Genomic DNA, 20,030 nt, shown 5'->3' on the forward strand with positions numbered 1-20,030 from the left:
CTTGAAGTCCATTTTTCGGGCACAATGCACGCCACTTTTTTAGCCTGGCGCAGTTGTGCACCGGGCCAATAACTGGACACCGAGGGCTTTACTGCATGTCGAAAGAAGACAGCTTCGAAATGGAAGGCACTGTCGTCGACACCCTGCCCAACACCATGTTCCGTGTGGAGTTGGAAAACGGGCACGTCGTTACCGCGCATATCTCCGGAAAAATGCGCAAGAACTACATTCGAATCCTGACCGGTGACAAGGTCCGCGTTGAACTGACGCCTTATGACCTGAGCAAAGGGCGCATCACCTACCGCGCCCGCTAAGCGACACCAACAAAAACGCCCGGCTATATGCCGGGCGTTTTTGTTCGTCTCAGAAAACTACTGGTAGCGGGCTTGCGACGGGACCGTGCCTAACCCGCGATAGCCATGTGCTTACGCACCGCAATCGCGGACCAGGCTCGCCCCACCTAAGCCGTCATGCCATCTCCGCCGTGGTTTCGAAGTCGAATACCAGCTCACCCTCGCGAATGTCGATGTGCACCACGCCGCCATGCTCGGCCAGTTCGCCAAACAGGATCTCTTCGGCCAACGGCCGCTTGATCTTGTCCTGAATCAGCCGTGCCATTGGCCGCGCGCCCATCTGCGCATCGTAGCCACCGGCAGCCAGCCAACTGCGCGCCGCGTCACTCACCTCCAGCAGAACACGCTTATCTTCAAGCTGAGCCTGCAGTTCAGTAAGAAACTTGTCCACCACACTCTTGATCACTTCATGGCTCAGGCGACCAAACTGGATGATGGTGTCCAGGCGGTTACGGAACTCTGGTGTGAAGCTCTTCTTGAGCACTTCCATCGCGTCGGAAGAGTGATCCTGCTGCGTGAAGCCAATCGAGGCTCGCGCCGCCGTTTCGGCACCGGCGTTAGTGGTCATGATCACGATGACGTTGCGAAAGTCCGCCTTGCGCCCGTTGTTGTCGGTTAGAGTACCGTGGTCCATTACCTGCAACAGCAGGTTAAAGACCTCCGGATGCGCCTTCTCGATTTCATCGAGCAACAGAACGCAGTGAGGCTGCTTGGTAATGGCTTCGGTAAGCAAGCCACCCTGGTCGAAACCGACATAGCCTGGAGGCGCACCGATCAAACGCGATACGGTGTGACGCTCCATGTACTCGGACATGTCGAAACGCACCAACTCAACACCCAGCGCCTTGGCCAACTGACGCGCCGCCTCGGTTTTACCTACACCGGTAGGCCCTGCGAACAGGAACGAGCCCACTGGCTTGTCAGGCGCCTTCAACCCGGCACGCGACAGCTTGATAGCGGTCGCAAGCGAGTCGATGGCGGCATCCTGACCAAACACAGTCAACTTCAGGTCCCGCTCAAGGTTACGCAGAAGCTCTTTGTCGGAACTGGTGACATGCTTTGGCGGAATACGTGCGATCTTCGCAACGATGTCCTCAACTTGTGGCACATCGATACGTTTTACGCGCATCTCCACCGGTTGCAGACGCTGATAGGCTCCGGCCTCGTCGATGACGTCGATAGCCTTGTCCGGCATGTGCCGATCGTTGATGTAGCGCGCTGCAAGCTCGGCAGCAGCGCGCAACGCCTCATCACTGTATTCGATATTGTGGTGCGACTCGAAGCGCCCTTTCAGGCCCCGCAGGATACCTACGGTGTCTTCCACCGATGGCTCGCTGACATCGACTTTCTGGAAGCGCCGCGCCAACGCCCGGTCCTTCTCGAAGATGCCACGAAACTCCTGGAAGGTGGTCGAGCCGATGCAGCGTATATCACCGGAAGACAACAACGGTTTGAGCAGGTTGGAAGCATCCATCACCCCACCAGAGGCCGCACCGGCACCAATGATGGTGTGGATCTCATCGATGAAGAGAATGGCCTGCGGCCGCTTGCGCAGCTCGTTCAACAGCGCCTTGAAGCGCTTTTCGAAATCACCACGGTATTTGGTACCGGCCAGCAAGGCGCCCAGGTCAAGGGAATAGACCACGCTTTGCGCCAGCAGATCAGGCACCTGTCCGTCGACAATTCGCTTGGCCAGGCCTTCGGCAATGGCGGTCTTGCCGACACCGGCCTCACCGACCAGTAGAGGGTTGTTCTTGCGCCGACGCGCAAGGATCTGCGCTACGCGCTCAACTTCAAGCTCACGTCCCACCAGCGGGTCGATACGACCTTGGCGAGCCTGCTCGTTGAGGTTGCTGGCATAAGCGTCCAGAGGATTGCCGGATGACGAAGTTTCGCCCCCTTCCTCGTCTTGCATGTCCTGCTCGCCTTCGGAGTGATCACCATGACCCGGCACCTTGGAGATACCATGGGCGATGAAATTGACCACATCGATACGCGCGACGCTCTGCTGCTTGAGCAGAAACACCGCCTGGCTTTCCTGTTCGCTGAAGATCGCTACCAGCACATTGGCGCCGGTGACTTCACGCTTGCCCGAGCTCTGGACATGGAAGACTGCGCGCTGCAACACACGCTGAAAGCCCAGGGTTGGCTGGGTTTCACGATCTTCGTCATGCACGGGGATCAATGGGGTGGTGGAGTCGATGAACTCTTGCAGGTCATGTTTGAGTTTGTCGAGGTTCGCGCCACAGGCGCGTAGAACGGTCGCGGCGGCCTCATTATCCAATAGCGCCAACAAAAGGTGCTCGACAGTCATGAACTCATGACGTTTCGAGCGAGCCTCCTTGAAGGCCAGATTGAGGGTGACTTCGAGCTCGCGGTTTAACATAGCTTCACCTCATACCCAAGTGGTCGGCGATTAACCGTCCTTCTCGATTTCACAGAGTAGCGGATGCTGGCTTTCCCTAGCGTATTGATTGACCTGCATAGCCTTGGTCTCGGCAATGTCACGGGTAAACAATCCGCAAACTGCCCGTCCTTCTGTATGGACGGCCAGCATGACCTTGGTCGCCAGCTCACGATTCAGGTTAAAAAACACCTCGAGCACTTCGACGACGAAATCCATCGGCGTGTAGTCATCGTTGAACAAAATCACCTTGTACATTGGTGGCGCCTGCAGGGCCGGCTTGGCCTCCTGTACCGCTAGGCCAGAACCATCGTCCTCATGCGATTGCGGGCGATCCTGATTGAATGTTAGTCGAATCTGGCTATGTGCATGCATGGAAAGAATTTCATCATTTCGACAAGTTGGATTGTGGATTGACCGCACAGATGACGCGGGATTGCCGTCACCTCACCTTGACTATCGGCAAAACGGTGTTACAACCAATAAGAACCCACCGTGGTCGATAAAGATCCGCGCAGTCAACCAGAATTTTCGCAGGTTCATATGCGGATGGAGTGGATGATACTCCAGTGATGGAGTCCTTTGCAGAGGGATATGAGGATGGCAAGCGGTAAAGTCAAGTGGTTCAACAACGCCAAAGGCTATGGATTCATCAACGAAGAGGGGAAAAGCGACGATTTGTTCGCCCACTACTCCGCTATCGAGATGGATGGTTACAAAACCCTGAAAGCCGGACAGGCTGTCAGCTTTGACATCATCCAGGGGCCAAAGGGGTTGCATGCGGTGAAAATCACCGGAGTCAAAGCAGCCATCACCGAACCCGCGCCAGCCTCGACCATTACCGTAACTGCCTGACCGCCACAGCACATAGAAAAAGCCGGCCCGTTCTTGCGAAGGGGCCGGCTTTTTATTGCCTTGCTTACATATGCTTGATCATAGCCTCACCGAAACCGGAGCTGCTGACCAGTGTGGCGCCTTCCATCAGGCGCTCGAAGTCATAGGTTACGGTTTTGGCAGCAATAGCGCCGTTGGTGCCCTTGATAATCAGATCGGCAGCCTCGATCCAGCCCAGGTGACGCAACATCATTTCGGCGGAGAGAATCACCGACCCCGGGTTGACCTGGTCCTTGCCGGCATACTTGGGCGCGGTACCGTGGGTGGCTTCGAACATTGCCACGGTGTCGGACAGGTTGGCGCCCGGCGCAATGCCGATACCGCCTACTTCTGCAGCCAGTGCGTCGGAAAGGTAGTCGCCGTTGAGGTTCAGGGTGGCAATGACATCGTATTCAGCCGGGCGCAGCAGAATCTGCTGGAGCATGGCGTCGGCAATGGCATCCTTGACGATGACTTCACGGCCGGTTTTCGGGTTCTTGAATTTCATCCATGGGCCGCCATCCAGCAGCTCGGCGCCAAATTCGTTCTTGGCGACTTCATAGCCCCAGTCCTTGAAGGCACCTTCGGTGAATTTCATGATATTGCCCTTGTGCACGATGGTCAGCGACTCACGATCGTTGTCCACTACGTATTGCAGGGCCTTGCGCACCAGGCGCTGGGTACCTTCTTTCGACACCGGCTTGATGCCGATACCGCAGTCCTGGTCGAAACGGATCTTGGTGACACCCATTTCTTCCTTGAGGAACTTGATGACCTTGTTTGCCTCGGGCGAACCGGCTTTCCATTCGATGCCGGCATAAATGTCTTCGGAGTTTTCGCGAAAGATCACCATGTCGACGTCACCCGGCTTTTTCACCGGGCTTGGCACACCCTGGAACCAAACCACAGGACGCAGGCAGACATACAGGTCCAGTTGCTGGCGCAGGGCCACGTTGAGAGAACGAATACCCCCACCAACCGGCGTGGTCAGCGGACCCTTGATGGAGACGACGTAGTCCTTGACCGCATCCAGGGTTTCCTGTGGCAGCCAGGTATCCTGGTCATACACCTGGGTGGCCTTTTCGCCGGCATAGACTTCCATCCAGGAAATCTTGCGCTTGCCCCCATAGGCTTTTTCTACAGCAGCATCGACCACTTTGATCATGACGGGACTGACGTCTACGCCAATGCCGTCGCCTTCGATGAACGGGATGATCGGATTATCAGGAACATTGAGAGAATGGTCCGCATTGACGGTGATTTTGTCGCCGACTGCCGGAACCTTGATTTTCTGGTATCCCATGCTGCACTCCGTTTTTTTTGGTGTGGTACGTCATCTGGATCCCCAGAGCGTACCCCAGTTGCACGGCAACGGGAACCATGGTGGCGAATGCACCATTTTGGGGCTGTTGCGCCTACATCTTTGGTCTAAAAAAGCCGCTGTTACACGTTGATCTTGATGATTACGACCAAGGTTTTGGTATACTCCGCCGGTGACCAAAGGGTCACTGGGGCAAACCGTCTGAAACGCGACCCCGACTTGATTGGCTCGACCTGACTGAACTGTTACCGCAGTCCAGCCGTTTGACACTCGACTGATGCAATCCACCATCACTGCACAGAACCCTCGACCTTCTGCTCATAGATGTGTCTGAGCGAAGCGCCTACCCTGCGCACTTCGAGATTCTGCGCACGCTCAGCAAAACAGAGAGTTAACCCGAATATGCCCACCCGATCCAAGATCATCTACACCTTCACCGACGAAGCCCCTGCCCTCGCCACCTATTCACTGCTCCCCATCGTCGAAGCCTTTACCGCTTGCGCGGACATCGCCGTAGAAACCCGGGACATCTCTCTGGCCGGCCGCATCCTTTCTGCCTTCCCCGAACAGCTCGGCGCCGACAAGCAAGTGGCCGACCATTTGGCAGAACTGGGCCAACTGGCTACTACGCCAGAAGCCAACATCATCAAGCTGCCTAACATCAGCGCCTCGGTTCCGCAGCTCAAGGCCGCAATCAAGGAACTGCAAGCCAAGGGCTTCAACGTTCCCGACTACCCTGAAGCCGTTACCAGCGACGCCGAGAAAGAAGCCAAGGCTCGCTACGACCGTATCAAGGGCAGCGCCGTAAACCCGGTTCTGCGTGAAGGCAACTCCGACCGCCGCGCCCCGTTGTCGGTCAAGAACTACGCTCGCAAGCACCCGCACAAAATGGGCGCCTGGGCTGCCGACTCCAAGTCCCACGTGGCCCACATGAGCCAGGGTGACTTCTACGGCAGCGAGAAAGCCGCACTGATCGAAGCTGATGACAGCCTGCGCATCGAATTGCTGGACAAGAACGGCAACACGACCGTCCTGAAAGAAAAAACCGCGGTCAAGGCCGGCGAAATCATCGACTGCGCGACCATGAGCACCAAGGCACTGCGCGCATTCATCGCCACCGAAATCGAAGATGCCAAGGCCAAGGGCGTACTGCTGTCGGTACACCTGAAAGCCACCATGATGAAGGTCTCCGACCCAATCATGTTTGGCCAGATCGTTGCCGAGTACTATAAGGACGCGCTGAGCAAGCACGCCGCCGTACTGGAACAGATCGGTTTCAACCTGAACAACGGTATTGGCGACCTGTACGCCCGTATCAAAGACCTGCCAGCCGAGCAGCAAGCGCAGATCGAAGCGGACATCAAAGCCGTCTACGACGTACGCCCGCCCCTGGCCATGGTCAACTCCGACAAGGGCATCACCAACCTGCACGTGCCTAGCGACGTTATCGTCGACGCGTCGATGCCGGCGATGATCCGCGACTCGGGCAAGATGTGGAACACCGAAGGCCAGTTGCAAGACACCAAGGCGGTGATCCCGGATCGCTGCTACGCGACCATCTACCAGGCCGTTATCGAAGACTGCAAGCAGCATGGCGCCTTCGATCCGACCACCATGGGCAGCGTACCGAACGTTGGCCTGATGGCGCAAAAAGCCGAAGAGTACGGTTCCCATGACAAGACTTTCCAGGCCAAGGTCGACGGCGTAATCCGCGTAGTTGACGGCAAGGGCAACCTGCTGTTGTCCCAGGAAGTTGAAGCCGGCGACATCTTCCGCATGTGCCAGACCAAAGACGCTCCGATTCAGGACTGGGTCAAACTGGCCGTAAACCGCGCCCGTGCCAGCAATACTCCGGCACTGTTCTGGCTCGACCCGCAGCGCGCCCACGACGGCGTTCTGATCGAGAAGGTCCAGCAGTACCTGAAAGATCACGACACTACCGGCCTGGACATTCGCGTCCTGTCGCCTGTCGACGCCATGAAGGTTTCCCTGGAGCGCATCCGCGCCGGCCAGGACACCATCTCGGTAACCGGTAACGTGTTGCGCGACTACCTGACCGACCTGTTCCCGATCATGGAGCTGGGCACCAGCGCCAAGATGCTGTCGATCGTACCGCTGATGAACAACGGCGGCCTGTTCGAAACCGGCGCCGGCGGTTCGGCTCCAAAGCACGTACAGCAGTTGGTTGAAGAAAACTTCCTGCGCTGGGACTCGCTGGGTGAGTTCCTGGCCCTGGCCGCGTCCCTGGAGCACCTGGGCACTGCCTACGCGAACCCGAAAGCCAAGGTACTGGCGGCGACCCTCGACCAGGCCACTGGCCAGTTCCTGGACACCAACAAGTCCCCAGCGCGCAAGGTCGGCGGCATCGACAACCGCGGCAGCCACTTCTACCTGACCCTGTATTGGGCCCAGGCGCTGGCTGCACAGAGCGACGACGCCGCACTGCAAGCGCGCTTCGCCCCACTGGCAAAAGCCCTGACCGAGAACGAAGCGACCATCGTCGCCGAACTCAACGCCGTTCAGGGCAAGCCGGCCGAAATCGGTGGTTACTACTACCCGGACGCCGAACTGACCAGCAAAGTGATGCGCCCAAGCCAGACCTTCAACAGCGCGGTTGCCGCACTGTAAGAGACGCAGCTTGAAGCAGTAAAAGAAACCCCGGCCACGCACCGGGGTTTTCTTTAGCTGTAAGCTTTAAGCCACAAGAACGGGCGCTCCTGCCCAACCTCTACGTGTGGCTTACAGCTTGCTGCTTACAACCAAGGGAGAGATTCGACCGTGCGACCTCATATCACTGTCGCCACTATCGTTGAAGACCAAGGCCGCTTCCTGATGGTCGAGGAATTCAAGGCTGGCAAGCACGTTTTCAACCAGCCCGCCGGCCATCTTGAAGCCAACGAAAGCCTGCTCGACGCCGCCCGCCGCGAAACCCTCGAAGAGAGCGCATGGGAAGTCGAACTCACCGGCATCGTTGGCATCTACCTCTATACGGCCCCAAGCAACGGCGTAACCTACCAACGCGTCTGTTTTGCCGCGCGCCCGCTCAAGCACCACCCGCAGCGCCCTCTGGACAGCGACATTGTTCGCGCCCTCTGGCTGAGCCGTGACGAGCTGCTGGCAGTGCCCGAGCGCTGGCGCAGCGAGTTGGTGCCACGCTGCATCGACGACTACCTGGCCGGACCGCTGCACAGCCTGGCCTTGATCCGTGACTGACAGTGACGATGCCTTGAAGGCCACGGCCTGATAGAATCGCCGTCTTTTTCCAGATACACAGCCGGTACCTATGACCAGTCCAGCACTTTACGAACCCGAAAAGACACGCGTTATTGTCGGCATGTCCGGCGGCGTGGACTCTTCCGTCTCCGCCCTCCTGCTGATGGAGCAGGGCTACCAGGTGGAAGGCCTGTTCATGAAGAACTGGGAGGAAGACGACGGCACCGAATACTGCACCGCCCGCGAAGACCTGGCCGACGCGCAGGCTGTGTGCGATCGCATTGGCATCAAGCTGCACACTGCCAACTTCGCCGACGAATACTGGGACAACGTTTTCGAGCACTTTCTGGCCGAATACAAGGCCGGTCGCACGCCGAACCCGGACATCCTGTGTAACCGTGAAATCAAGTTCAAGGCCTTCCTCGATTACGCCCTGATGCTGGGTGCCGATCTGATTGCGACGGGCCATTATGTGCGTCGTCGCGACACTGACGGCCGCACTGAATTGCTCAAAGGCCTGGACCCGAACAAGGATCAGAGCTATTTCCTGCATGCCGTCGGCGGCAAGGAAATTGCCCGGACACTGTTCCCGGTCGGTGAGCTGGAAAAACCCGAAGTGCGCGCCATTGCCGAAAAACACGGCCTGGCCACAGCAAAAAAGAAAGACTCTACCGGCATCTGCTTTATTGGCGAACGTCGCTTCAGCGACTTCCTCAAGCAGTACCTGCCTGCGCAGCCCGGCGAGATCCAGACCACCGAGGGCGAAGTGATCGGTCGCCATCACGGCCTGATGTATCACACCATTGGCCAGCGCCAGGGCCTGGGCATTGGCGGCCTCAAGGATGCCGGTGACGAGCCGTGGTACGTGCTGGAAAAAGACCTCGAGCGCAACGTGCTGGTAGTGGGTCAGGGCAATGAACACCCATGGCTGTTTTCCCGCGCCCTGCTGGCTTCGGAAATTTTCTGGGTAAACCCGATAGACCTGACCACCCCGCGCACACTGACCGCCAAGGTACGCTATCGCCAGAGTGATCAGGCCTGCACCCTGGAACTCACCGAAAGCGGTTATCGCGCCGTGTTTGATGAACCGCAACGCGCCGTAACCCCCGGCCAGTCCGTGGTGTTCTACGATGGCGAAATATGCCTGGGCGGTGGAGTGATAGAAACGGCCGAGCCGTGGAGCAGCCACTGATGAGCTCGATTCAGGAGCAGTTGATCGCCTTGGGCGGCGTATTCCAGGCCGCAGTACTGGTTGACCGCATTGCCCGCACCGGCCAGGCCAGCGAGGCCCACCTGGGTTGCATGCTTGGCAGCCTGCTGGTGCGTGACCCACAGAACACCCTGGAAGTGTTCGGCGGCGACGATCTCAACCTGCGCGACGGCTACCGCGCCCTCGCCAGCGCGCTGGAACGCGACCCGGGCAGTCTGCAACGCGAACCCCTGCGCTACGCCCTGTCAATGCTGGGCCTGGAGCGGCAATTGGCCAAGCGTGGCGATATGCTCGATGCAATCGGCAATCGACTGCCACAGATCCAATCCCAGGCCGAACATTTCGGCCTGGTGCACGAAAACGTCATCGCTTCCAGTGGCGCCCTGTATCAAGACACCTTGAGCACCCTGCGCCAGCGCATCCAGGTACACGGCGACATGCGCCACCTGCAACAACCGAGCAACGCTTCGAAGATCCGCGCGCTATTGCTGGCTGGCATTCGTGCTGCGCGCCTGTGGCGCCAACTGGGCGGACATCGCTGGCAACTGGTGATCAGCCGACGCAAGCTGCTCAAAGAGCTGTATCCGATGCTGCGTGGCTGACAACGTTGCCGCAGAGCATGTCCGCTTCCACAGCGCCACACCCGTGGAAGCGAGCATGCCTGGCGATACGACTACATATTTACTGGCAGACCATTGGTCAGCCACCCGACTCGGGCGCGATTTTCATGTATGATATGCGCCCTCTTCAAAGCCTGACTGTCCGAGAACACCCCATGCAGCTTTCCTCGCTCACTGCGGTTTCCCCTGTTGACGGCCGTTATGCCGGCAAAACCCAGGCCCTGCGCCCTATTTTCAGCGAATACGGTCTGATCCGTTTCCGCGCCCTGGTTGAAGTGCGCTGGTTGCAACGCCTCGCCGCTCATCCGCAAATCGCTGAAGTTCCAGCGTTTTCTGCCGAAGCCAACGCTCTGCTTAACGGCCTGGCCGATGAGTTCGCCCTCGAACACGCCGAGCGCGTGAAAGAAATCGAGCGCACCACCAACCACGACGTCAAGGCCATTGAGTACCTGCTCAAGGAGCAGGCAGCCAAGCTGCCGGAACTGGCCAAGGTCAGCGAGTTCATTCACTTCGCCTGCACCAGTGAAGACATCAACAACCTGTCCCACGCCCTGATGCTGCGCGCCGGCCGTGATGACGTGCTGCTACCGTTGATGCGCCAGATCGCCCAGGCCATCCGTGAACTGGCCCACCGCTTCGCCGACGTGCCGATGCTGTCGCGCACCCACGGCCAACCGGCCTCGCCGACCACCCTGGGTAAAGAGCTGGCGAACGTGGTCTACCGCCTCGAGCGCCAGATCGCACAAGTCGCTGCAGTACCGCTGATGGGCAAGATCAATGGCGCCGTAGGCAACTACAACGCCCACCTCTCGGCCTATCCGCAGATCGATTGGGAAGCCAACGCCCGCGCCTTCATCGAAGACGAGCTGGGCCTGGTGTTCAACCCGTACACCACCCAGATCGAGCCGCACGACTACATCGCCGAGATGTTCGATGCGATCGCTCGCTTCAACACCATCCTGATCGACTTCGACCGCGATATCTGGGGCTACATTTCCCTGGGTTACTTCAAGCAGCGCACTATTGCAGGTGAAATCGGTTCCTCGACCATGCCGCACAAGGTCAACCCGATCGACTTCGAAAACTCCGAAGGCAACCTGGGTATCGCCAACGCCCTGTTCCAGCATTTGGCCAGCAAGCTGCCGATTTCGCGCTGGCAGCGTGACCTGACCGACTCCACCGTGCTGCGCAACCTGGGTGTTGGTTTCGCCCACAGTGTCATCGCCTACGAAGCCAGCCTCAAGGGCATCAGCAAGCTGGAAATCAACACCCAGCGTATCGCCGAAGACCTGGACGCCTGCTGGGAAGTACTGGCTGAGCCAATCCAGACCGTCATGCGTCGCTACGACATCGAGAATCCATACGAGAAGCTCAAAGAGCTGACCCGTGGCAAAGGCATCAGCCCTGAAGCGCTGCTGACCTTCATCGATGGCCTGGACATGCCGGCAGAAGCTCGCGCCGAGCTGAAGAAGCTGACACCAGCCTCCTACATCGGTAACGCCGTAGCTCAAGCCAAACGCGTCTGATCTGCGCCCTGCGCGTAAACGCCCGGCTCAGCCGGGCGTTTTTATTACCGAAAGAAAATTACTTTTTTTCAATAGGTTACACATGAATCCTGATACTCCACTGCAGCTGTTGGGCGGCCTCACTGCCCGCGAATTCATGCGCGATTACTGGCAGAAGAAACCTCTGCTGGTACGCCAGGCCTTCACCGACTTCGAAAGCCCGATCGACGCCGATGAACTCGCCGGCCTGGCCCTTGAAGAAGAAGTCGAATCGCGCCTGATTATCGAGCACGGCGAGCGCCCATGGGAACTGCGTCGCGGCCCATTCGAGGAAGACACCTTCAGCACCTTGCCTGAGCGTGACTGGACCCTGCTGGTGCAGTCGGTGGATCAGTTCGTGCCGGAAGTCCACGAGATGCTCGAGCACTTCCGCTTCCTGCCAAGCTGGCGCATCGACGACGTGATGATCAGTTTCGCCGCTCCAGGCGGCAGCGTCGGCCCACACTTCGACAACTACGACGTGTTCCTGCTGCAAGGCGAAGGTAAGCGCAACTGGAAAGTTGGCCAGATGTGCGACAGTGACAGCCCACTGCTGGAGCACGCCGACCTGCGCATTCTGGCTGAATTCGAGCAGAGCGAAGAATGGACCCTGGAACCGGGCGACATGCTCTACCTGCCACCTCGCCTGGCTCACTACGGCATTGCCGAAGACAACTGCCTGACGTACTCGGTAGGCTTCCGCGCCCCTAGCGCCGCCGAAGTGCTGACTCATTTCACCGACTTCCTCAGCCAGTTCCTGCCGGACGAAGAACGCTACAGCGACGCCGACGCGCAACCAGTCAGCGATCCGCACCAGATCCAGCACGACGCCCTGGACCGCTTGAAGAACCTGCTGACCGAGCACATGAGCGACGAGCGCCTGCTGCTCACCTGGTTCGGCCAGTTCATGACCGAGCCGCGCTACCCGGAACTGGTCAGCGGCGAGCCACTGGACGAAGCACAGCTGATCGAAAGCCTGGCCCAGGGCGCAATCCTAATCCGCAACCCGAGCGCCCGCCTGGCCTGGTCGGAAGTCGACGACAACTTGCTGTTGTTCGCCAGCGGCCAAAGCCGCCTGCTGCCGGGCGACCTGCGCGAACTGCTGAAGCTGATCTGCGCCGCCGACGCGTTGCATATTGAAAACCTTGAGCAGTGGCTTGAAAGCGATCAAGGCCTTACATTGATCTGCGAGCTGGTCAAACAAGGAAGCTTGGGGTTTGCCAATGAATAAAATCCGCGTTCGCCTCGCCGATTGGCACAAAGACAACGCTGACATCCGCCGTATCCGTGAAGCCGTATTCATTGCCGAGCAATGCGTGCCGCCCGAACTGGAGTGGGATGCCGACGACGACAGCGCCGTACACTTCCTGGCAATGGAAGGCGACTACGCCATCGGCACCGCACGCCTGCTGGGTGACGGCCAGATTGGCCGGGTATCGGTTCTCAAGGACTGGCGCGGCCTGAAGGTCGGCGATGCGTTGATGCAGGCGGTAATCGTCGAAGCGCAAAACCGCGACCTGAAGCAGCAGATGCTCAGTGCTCAAGTACAGGCTACGCCGTTCTACGAACGCCTCGGTTTCAAGGTGGTCAGCGAAGAATTCCTCGAGGCGGGCATTCCGCACGTGGACATGGTTCGCGAGTCACGCGAACTGGCCTGACAGCTTATCGCAGTGCAAGCTCGCCCCCTTTGATGGGTGCGGGCCTGCACCACGATGAAGCCAGCAAAAAACCTACAAATTTGCCATCATGTCCACTCCACCCGCGGAGATCATGGACATGCCGCTACGCCCCCTTCTCGCCTCTCTTCTCCTGTCGTTCAGCCTCAGCGCGCTAGCCGCCACGGAAGTTCTGCCGCTGAACCACCGCACCAGCGCCGAACTGCTACCCACCGCCCAATCATTTCTCGGTAAAAACGGCACCGTCAGCGCATTCGAAAACAAGCTGATCGTCAACGCCGACCCCGAACGAATCGACGATCTTCGCGCGCTGCTCGAGCAACTGGATACCGCGCCGCGCCGCCTGATGATCAGCGTCGACAATAGTGACAGCAACTACCAGGACAATCGCGGCAATGCCCGCGTTATTCACTACGGCACCTCGAACCGCGAAGGCGGCCTGCAGCAAGTGCAGGCCACCGAAGGCAGCCCTGCGTTGATCCAGGTTGGCCAAAGCATTCCCGTAACCAGCACCAGCACCGACGGCTACGGCCGGGTGCAAAGCGATACTGAATATCGCAACGTGACCCAGGGCTTCTACGTTACTGCCAGCGTCAACGGCAATAACGTCAGCCTTAGCATCAGCACCAACAATGACCGCATGAGCCTTGAGCGTCCCGATGTAGTGAAGGTTCAAAGTACCGACACAAAGGTCAGTGGCAAGCTTGGTGAATGGATAACCCTCGCCGGAGTCAACCAGCAGAGCCAGGCCGAACGTAGTGCTTCAGCCATTTCCTACAGCACACAGCGCGGTGAAAACATGACTTTGCGGGTAAAAGTCGACGCTTTGGACTGAGCCCGCGCAAATCAAGGCTTCGACCAACAGCCTCGGAACTGACTGATGGGTCGTATTAGACAAAAGATGTAGTGGTAATAAAAAAGCACTACAAAACATTTGACGACCTCATTTGGTATAGGCATGATGGCCCCGCTCCCGCTAATCAGAGGCCCTGCGAAAGGCCTTCGAGCCGCGCTCTAAACTACCCACCTGAGCCGACTCGTGTCTGCACAGCCCACAAGGCAGTTTGACGAGATTGCGACTGGAACGAAGTTGTCCCGAGGGACGGAAGCGCATCAAAAGGCACACGGCAGTACTGTTCAATGCAGTTCGGCAACCACGAGCCACCCTGCAGCGAATACCTGACCCAAGCCTGCTCGCTTCCCCGCTTCGAGCACCATCGTTCGACCGTCGCATATTTCGCTGAACATAACTTGCGCCAGGCTTCTGATCTGCGCTGTGTGAGCGAGAATTTTTCCAAGACCGATGCGACGAGGTTTATTTCCATGGCACTGACACGCGAACAGCAAATTGCAGCCCTCGAAAAAGACTGGGCCGAAAACCCGCGCTGGAAAGGCGTGACCCGTACCTACACCGCCGCTGATGTCGTACGTCTGCGTGGCTCGGTCCAACCTGAGCACACCTTGGCCCGTATGGGTGCTGAAAAGCTGTGGAAGCTGGTCACCCAAGGCGCACACCCAGCCTTCCGTCCAGAAAAAGATTTCGTCAACTGCATGGGCGCCCTGACCGGCGGCCAGGCTGTTCAGCAGGTCAAGGCCGGCATCCAGGCTATCTACCTGTCCGGCTGGCAAGTGGCTGCCGACAACAACTCGGCCGAGTCCATGTACCCAGATCAGTCGCTGTACCCAGTGGACTCGGTTCCAACTGTGGTCAAGCGCATCAACAACTCGTTCCGTCGCGCTGACCAGATCCAGTGGAAAGCCGGCAAGAACCCAGGCGATGACGGCTACATCGACTACTTCGCTCCAATCGTGGCTGACGCCGAAGCCGGTTTCGGCGGCGTGCTGAACGCCTACGAACTGATGAAGAACATGATCGAGGCAGGCGCCGCCGGCGTTCACTTCGAAGACCAACTGGCCTCGGTTAAAAAATGCGGTCACATGGGCGGCAAGGTACTGGTGCCAACCCAGGAAGCCGTACAAAAGCTGAGCGCTGCGCGTCTGGCTGCCGACGTTGCCGGCGTACCGACCATTATTCTGGCCCGTACCGACGCCAACGCCGCTGACCTGCTGACCAGCGACTGCGACCCGTACGATCAGCCGTTCGTAATGGGCGAGCGTACTCCAGAAGGCTTCTACAAAGTACGTGCTGGCCTGGATCAAGCAATTGCCCGCGGCCTGGCCTACGCGCCTTACGCTGACCTGATCTGGTGTGAAACCGCCAAGCCAGACCTGGACGAAGCCCGTCGCTTCGCCGAAGCGATCAAAAAGGAATACCCGGACCAGATCCTGTCCTACAACTGCTCGCCTTCTTTCAACTGGAAGAAAAACCTGGACGACGCGACCATCGCCAAGTTCCAGCGCGAACTGTCGGCAATGGGCTACAAGCACCAGTTCATCACCCTGGCCGGCATCCACAACATGTGGCACGGCATGTTCAACCTGGCGCACGACTACGCCCGCAACGACATGACCGCTTACGTGAAACTGCAGGAACAAGAGTTCGCTGACGCCTCGAAAGGCTACACCTTTGTGGCCCACCAGCAAGAAGTCGGCACCGGCTACTTCGACGACATGACCACTGTGATTCAAGGTGGCAAGTCTTCGGTTACCGCCCTGACCGGCTCCACCGAAGAAGAGCAGTTCCACTGATTAGTGGGCAATTGCTGAAGATCGGGTAATAAACAAAACCCGGGGCCTGTGATGGGGCTCCGGGTTTTACTTTTTCAGCCGCAGCGCACAGGCTCCACGAAGCCCGCTGATTCGGCGGATTCGGCACTTCCTTAATAATCCTCATTGGCTATCCTAGGAGCACTACAACACCAAGGATCGGTCATGCCCCGCCCCCTCACCCTCCTGTGCCTTGCCCTGCTAGGTGCCGCCTTCTATATATATGCACTGGCCAGCGACAACGCGCTGCTCGGCCTGGCAGTCAAACCGATTCCCGTCCTCGCCCTGATCGTCTGGCTGTATGCTGCCGAACCTTGCCGCTACCGCCGCTGGATAACCGTGGGCCTGGCATTCTCATTGCTCGGCGACATTCTCCTGGCCGTACCGGGCGATCTTTTCGTGTTCGGCCTGGCAGCCTTTCTGTTCGCACACCTGGCCTACTTGCGCGCCTACCTGAATGAAACGCGGCAAATGGCGACCTGGGCACTGGCCATTTCACTGATTGTCGGCGTGGCGCTGCTCACGCTGGTGATCAACCACGGGCTTGGAGAATTGCTGGTTCCGGTAACGGTCTACGCACTGGCCATCAGCGCAATGCTCTGGCGCGCCCTGGCCTGCGGCGGCATCGCGGCACTGGGGGCGATTGCCTTTGTGTTTTCCGATAGCTTGATCGGCATCGACCGTTTTGTCGGGCACTTCGGGGCTGCCCCTTACCTGATCATCCTTGCCTACTGGCTTGGACAATGGGCGATCACAGCTTCGGTCTACACTAACCAACGGACAAAAACCTTGATCCAGACCCCGACACGCCAGGATAAATTCGGTTAAAACACCGGGGGTAAAAACTTGCAGGTGATTCCAATGCCGCACAACTTTGTAGTTGACCTTAACAGTAGGACGAATTGCATTTCTGCAAATGATATCAATTATCATTACGAAGTTGTGAGTTCATTACGCCATGCAAGAAACATAATTAACAAAACCCGAGGCAATGCCCGCCCCATGCGGCCTGCAGCGAGGTGCACAAGTTTTTTGTTCTTAATCTTACGAATAAATTTGCTGCAGAAATTTTACTTGCACCGGGTTTACCCATAAAATCAGCACGATAGATTCCGCTGCGACATATCGTCACTGCTTTACTACTTTCCAAGCCGCAGAGACAGGTCTCTGTATAAGGATTTTCAGCATGCCCGATTCGACAGGACTCATCGCCCACAACTGGGGCTTTGCCATTTTCCTTTTGGGTGTCGTTGGCCTCTGCGCCTTCATGCTCGGTCTGTCCGCTTTGCTCGGTAGCAAGGCCTGGGGCCGCAGCAAGAACGAACCCTTCGAATCCGGCATGCTGCCTACTGGCGGCGCCCGCTTGCGCCTGTCAGCCAAATTCTATCTGGTCGCGATGCTGTTCGTGATCTTCGATATCGAAGCCCTCTTTCTCTTTGCATGGTCTGTGTCCGTCCGCGAAAGCGGCTGGACCGGATTCGTCGAAGCTCTCGTTTTCATAGCAATTCTGTTGGCAGGTCTTGTCTACCTATTCCGAGTGGGGGCACTTGATTGGGCTCCGGAAGCTCGTCGTAAGCGGCAAGCGAAGCTGAAACAATGAGGCTTTGGCAATGCAATACAATCTCACCAGAATCGACCCGGATGCTCCCAACGAGCAATATCCAATCGGAGAGCGGGAAACCGTCTCCGATTCGCTACTAGAGGACCAGGTCCACAAGAATATCTTCATGGGCAAGCTCGAAGATGTTCTCAGTGGTGCGGTCAACTGGGGGCGTAAAAACTCCTTGTGGCCCTACAACTTCGGCCTCTCCTGCTGCTACGTGGAAATGACCACGGCCTTTACGGCGCCTCACGACATCGCCCGCTTCGGTGCGGAAGTCATCCGGGCATCGCCGCGTCAGGCCGACTTCATGGTTATCGCCGGCACCTGCTTCATCAAAATGGCGCCGATCATCCAGCGCCTGTATGAGCAGATGCTCGAACCCAAGTGGGTCATCTCCATGGGTTCGTGCGCCAACTCCGGTGGCATGTACGACATTTACTCGGTCGTTCAGGGGGTCGACAAGTTCCTCCCCGTGGATGTCTATGTGCCCGGCTGCCCGCCCCGCCCTGAAGCCTTCCTGCAAGGCCTGATGCTGTTGCAGGAGTCGATTGGCCAGGAGCGTCGTCCTCTTTCTTGGGTTGTCGGTGATCAAGGCATTTACCGTGCCGAGATGCCGTCGCAGAAAGAGCAACGCCGTGAACAGCGCATCCAGGTCACCAACCTGCGCAGCCCCGACGAAGTCTGATCCAGCGACCTGTTGCCTGCGCATGCGCGACAGGCAGCCTGGCTTCATTCTCTACGTTGACCGAAAGCGACCGAGACCATGACAGCGGACACCGCTATTTATATCCCGCCTTACAAGGCTGACGACCAGGATGTGGTTGTCGAACTGAACAATAAATTTGGCCCCGAGGCGTTCGTCGCCCAGGAAACCCGCACCGGCATGCCGGTGCTTTGGGTTACCCGCGCCAAACTCAAGGACGTGCTGAGCTTCCTGCGCAATGTTGCCAAGCCGTACAGCATGCTTTACGACCTGCACGGTGTTGACGAGCGCCTGCGGACCCAGCGTCGCGGCCTGCCCGGCGCTGACTTCAGTGTGTTCTACCACCTGCTGTCGGTAGAGCGGAACAGTGACGTGATGATCAAGGTTGCCTTGACCGAAGGCGATCTGAACCTGCCGACCGTGACCGGTATCTGGCCGAACGCCAACTGGTACGAACGTGAAGTCTGGGACATGTTCGGCATCGACTTTGCCGGCCACCCGCACCTCACCCGCATCATGATGCCGCCTACCTGGGAAGGTCACCCGCTGCGCAAGGACTACCCGGCGCGCGCGACCGAGTTCGATCCCTACAGCCTGACCCTGGCCAAGCAGCAGCTTGAAGAAGAAGCGGCACGCTTCAACCCTGAAGCCTGGGGCATGAAGCGTCACGGTGCGAACGAGGACTATATGTTCCTCAACCTGGGTCCGAACCACCCTTCGGCTCACGGCGCCTTCCGTATCGTCCTGCAGTTGGACGGTGAAGAAATCGTCGACTGCGTCCCGGACATCGGCTACCACCACCGTGGTGCCGAGAAAATGGCCGAGCGTCAGTCCTGGCACAGCTTCATTCCCTACACCGACCGTATCGACTACCTCGGCGGGGTAATGAACAACCTGCCGTACGTGCTCGCGGTCGAGAAGCTGGCCGGTATTCAGGTCCCGCAAAAGGTCGACGTGATCCGTATCATGCTGGCCGAGTTCTTCCGCATCACCAGCCACCTGCTGTTCCTGGGCACCTACATCCAGGACGTTGGCGCCATGACGCCGGTATTCTTCACCTTCACCGACCGTCAACGTGCCTACACCGTGATCGAAGCCATTACCGGCTTCCGTCTGCATCCGGCCTGGTACCGCATCGGCGGTGTTGCTCACGACTTGCCACGCGGCTGGGACAAACTGGTGAAGGATTTTGTCGACTGGCTGCCAAAGCGCCTCGACGAATACACCAAGGCTGCCCTGCAGAACAGCATTCTCAAGGGTCGTACCATCGGCGTTGCCCAGTACAACACCAAGGAAGCCCTCGAATGGGGCGTTACCGGTGCTGGCCTGCGCTCCACTGGCCTGGACTTCGACCTGCGTAAAGCCCGCCCTTACTCCGGCTACGAGAACTTCGAGTTCGAAGTACCGCTGGCCCACAACGGCGATGCCTACGATCGCTGCATGGTCCGTGTCGAAGAGATGCGCCAGAGTATCCGCATCATCGACCAGTGCCTGCGCAACATGCCGGAAGGTCCGTACAAGGCGGATCACCCGCTGACCACGCCGCCGCCGAAAGAGCGCACGCTGCAGCACATCGAAACCCTGATCACTCACTTCCTGCAGGTTTCGTGGGGCCCGGTCATGCCGGCCAACGAGTCCTTCCAGATGATCGAGGCGACCAAGGGCATCAACAGTTACTACCTGACGAGCGACGGCGGCACCATGAGCTACCGCACCCGGATTCGCACCCCGAGCTACCCGCACCTGCAGCAGATCCCTTCGGTGATCCGTGGCAGCATGGTCGCGGACCTCATTGCGTACCTGGGCAGTATCGACTTCGTTATGGCTGACGTGGACCGCTAAG

General features: G+C 58.3%; 18 protein-coding genes. 15 read left to right on the forward strand and 3 right to left on the reverse strand.

The window, feature by feature from the left end; translation table 11 throughout:
- Positions 1 to 95: 95 nt before the first annotated feature.
- Entirely contained in the window at positions 96 to 314 is a 219-nt protein-coding gene (gene infA / locus H8F21_RS17100) for a translation initiation factor IF-1 (protein ID WP_002553999.1), read from the forward strand.
- Positions 315 to 468: 154 nt separating this feature from the next.
- On the opposite strand, the gene clpA is transcribed toward infA, so the two are convergent.
- Complete coding sequence (gene clpA, locus H8F21_RS17105; RefSeq protein ID WP_203481517.1) at positions 469 to 2,739, reverse strand: ATP-dependent Clp protease ATP-binding subunit ClpA; 2,271 nt, start codon at positions 2,737 to 2,739, stop codon at positions 469 to 471.
- Positions 2,740 to 2,769: 30 nt separating this feature from the next.
- Complete coding sequence (gene clpS / locus H8F21_RS17110) at positions 2,770 to 3,132, reverse strand: ATP-dependent Clp protease adapter ClpS (RefSeq protein WP_136477162.1); 363 nt, start codon at positions 3,130 to 3,132, stop codon at positions 2,770 to 2,772.
- Between the two features lie 225 nt (positions 3,133 to 3,357).
- On the opposite strand from clpS, the gene cspD reads away from it, so the two are divergent.
- The gene (gene cspD, locus H8F21_RS17115; protein WP_203481519.1) at positions 3,358 to 3,612 is read left to right on the forward strand and encodes a cold shock domain-containing protein CspD; all 255 of its coding nucleotides are present in this window, start codon (positions 3,358 to 3,360) and stop codon (positions 3,610 to 3,612) included.
- 64 nt (positions 3,613 to 3,676) lie between these two features.
- On the opposite strand, the gene icd is transcribed toward cspD, so the two are convergent.
- Complete coding sequence (icd, locus tag H8F21_RS17120; protein WP_203481521.1) at positions 3,677 to 4,933, reverse strand: NADP-dependent isocitrate dehydrogenase; 1,257 nt, start codon at positions 4,931 to 4,933, stop codon at positions 3,677 to 3,679.
- 420 nt (positions 4,934 to 5,353) lie between these two features.
- Here icd and H8F21_RS17125 point away from each other — a divergent pair, with 420 nt between their 5' ends.
- From H8F21_RS17125 to nuoC, 13 genes are all read left to right on the forward strand, one after another.
- Positions 5,354 to 7,579 carry an NADP-dependent isocitrate dehydrogenase gene (locus tag H8F21_RS17125; protein ID WP_203481523.1) on the forward strand — a complete coding sequence of 742 codons (2,226 nt, stop codon included), beginning with the start codon at positions 5,354 to 5,356 and terminating at the stop codon, positions 7,577 to 7,579.
- Between the two features lie 150 nt (positions 7,580 to 7,729).
- Positions 7,730 to 8,164: an NUDIX hydrolase gene (locus tag H8F21_RS17130; RefSeq protein ID WP_203481525.1), complete on the forward strand. Its 435-nt coding sequence runs from the start codon at positions 7,730 to 7,732 to the stop codon at positions 8,162 to 8,164.
- A gap of 70 nt (positions 8,165 to 8,234) precedes the next feature.
- Positions 8,235 to 9,356: a tRNA 2-thiouridine(34) synthase MnmA gene (mnmA, locus tag H8F21_RS17135; RefSeq protein ID WP_203481527.1), complete on the forward strand. Its 1,122-nt coding sequence runs from the start codon at positions 8,235 to 8,237 to the stop codon at positions 9,354 to 9,356.
- Positions 9,356 to 9,976 carry a high frequency lysogenization protein HflD gene (gene hflD, locus H8F21_RS17140; RefSeq protein ID WP_136477168.1) on the forward strand — a complete coding sequence of 207 codons (621 nt, stop codon included), beginning with the start codon at positions 9,356 to 9,358 and terminating at the stop codon, positions 9,974 to 9,976. The genes mnmA and hflD overlap by 1 nt, the downstream gene beginning before the upstream one ends.
- Before the next feature lie 173 nt (positions 9,977 to 10,149).
- Positions 10,150 to 11,520, forward strand: coding sequence for an adenylosuccinate lyase (gene purB / locus H8F21_RS17145; RefSeq protein WP_136477169.1), 1,371 nt, complete (start codon positions 10,150 to 10,152; stop codon positions 11,518 to 11,520).
- Positions 11,521 to 11,602: 82 nt separating this feature from the next.
- Entirely contained in the window at positions 11,603 to 12,769 is a 1,167-nt protein-coding gene (locus tag H8F21_RS17150; RefSeq protein ID WP_136477170.1) for a ribosomal protein uL16 3-hydroxylase, read from the forward strand.
- Complete coding sequence (locus H8F21_RS17155; protein ID WP_203481529.1) at positions 12,762 to 13,196, forward strand: GNAT family N-acetyltransferase; 435 nt, start codon at positions 12,762 to 12,764, stop codon at positions 13,194 to 13,196. Before H8F21_RS17150 ends, H8F21_RS17155 begins: the two co-directional genes overlap by 8 nt.
- Positions 13,197 to 13,314: 118 nt before the next feature.
- Positions 13,315 to 14,049: a secretin N-terminal domain-containing protein gene (locus tag H8F21_RS17160; RefSeq protein ID WP_236043088.1), complete on the forward strand. Its 735-nt coding sequence runs from the start codon at positions 13,315 to 13,317 to the stop codon at positions 14,047 to 14,049.
- Between the two features lie 488 nt (positions 14,050 to 14,537).
- Entirely contained in the window at positions 14,538 to 15,863 is a 1,326-nt protein-coding gene (gene aceA / locus H8F21_RS17165) for an isocitrate lyase (protein ID WP_130264071.1), read from the forward strand.
- A gap of 183 nt (positions 15,864 to 16,046) precedes the next feature.
- On the forward strand, positions 16,047 to 16,709 hold the full coding sequence (locus H8F21_RS17170; RefSeq protein ID WP_203481532.1) for a lysoplasmalogenase: 663 nt from the start codon (positions 16,047 to 16,049) through the stop codon (positions 16,707 to 16,709).
- A 358-nt stretch (positions 16,710 to 17,067) separates the two neighbouring features.
- Positions 17,068 to 17,481, forward strand: a complete 414-nt coding sequence (locus H8F21_RS17175; RefSeq protein ID WP_028944238.1) for an NADH-quinone oxidoreductase subunit A — start codon at positions 17,068 to 17,070, stop codon at positions 17,479 to 17,481.
- Between the two features lie 10 nt (positions 17,482 to 17,491).
- Complete coding sequence (locus H8F21_RS17180; protein WP_010220398.1) at positions 17,492 to 18,169, forward strand: NADH-quinone oxidoreductase subunit B; 678 nt, start codon at positions 17,492 to 17,494, stop codon at positions 18,167 to 18,169.
- 78 nt (positions 18,170 to 18,247) lie between these two features.
- On the forward strand, positions 18,248 to 20,029 hold the full coding sequence (gene nuoC, locus H8F21_RS17185) for an NADH-quinone oxidoreductase subunit C/D (RefSeq protein WP_203481534.1): 1,782 nt from the start codon (positions 18,248 to 18,250) through the stop codon (positions 20,027 to 20,029).
- The last annotated feature ends 1 nt before the right edge of the window (position 20,030 follow it).

This window comes from Pseudomonas arcuscaelestis, assembly GCF_016881005.1.
In the GTDB taxonomy this organism is placed as follows: domain Bacteria; phylum Pseudomonadota; class Gammaproteobacteria; order Pseudomonadales; family Pseudomonadaceae; genus Aquipseudomonas; species Aquipseudomonas arcuscaelestis.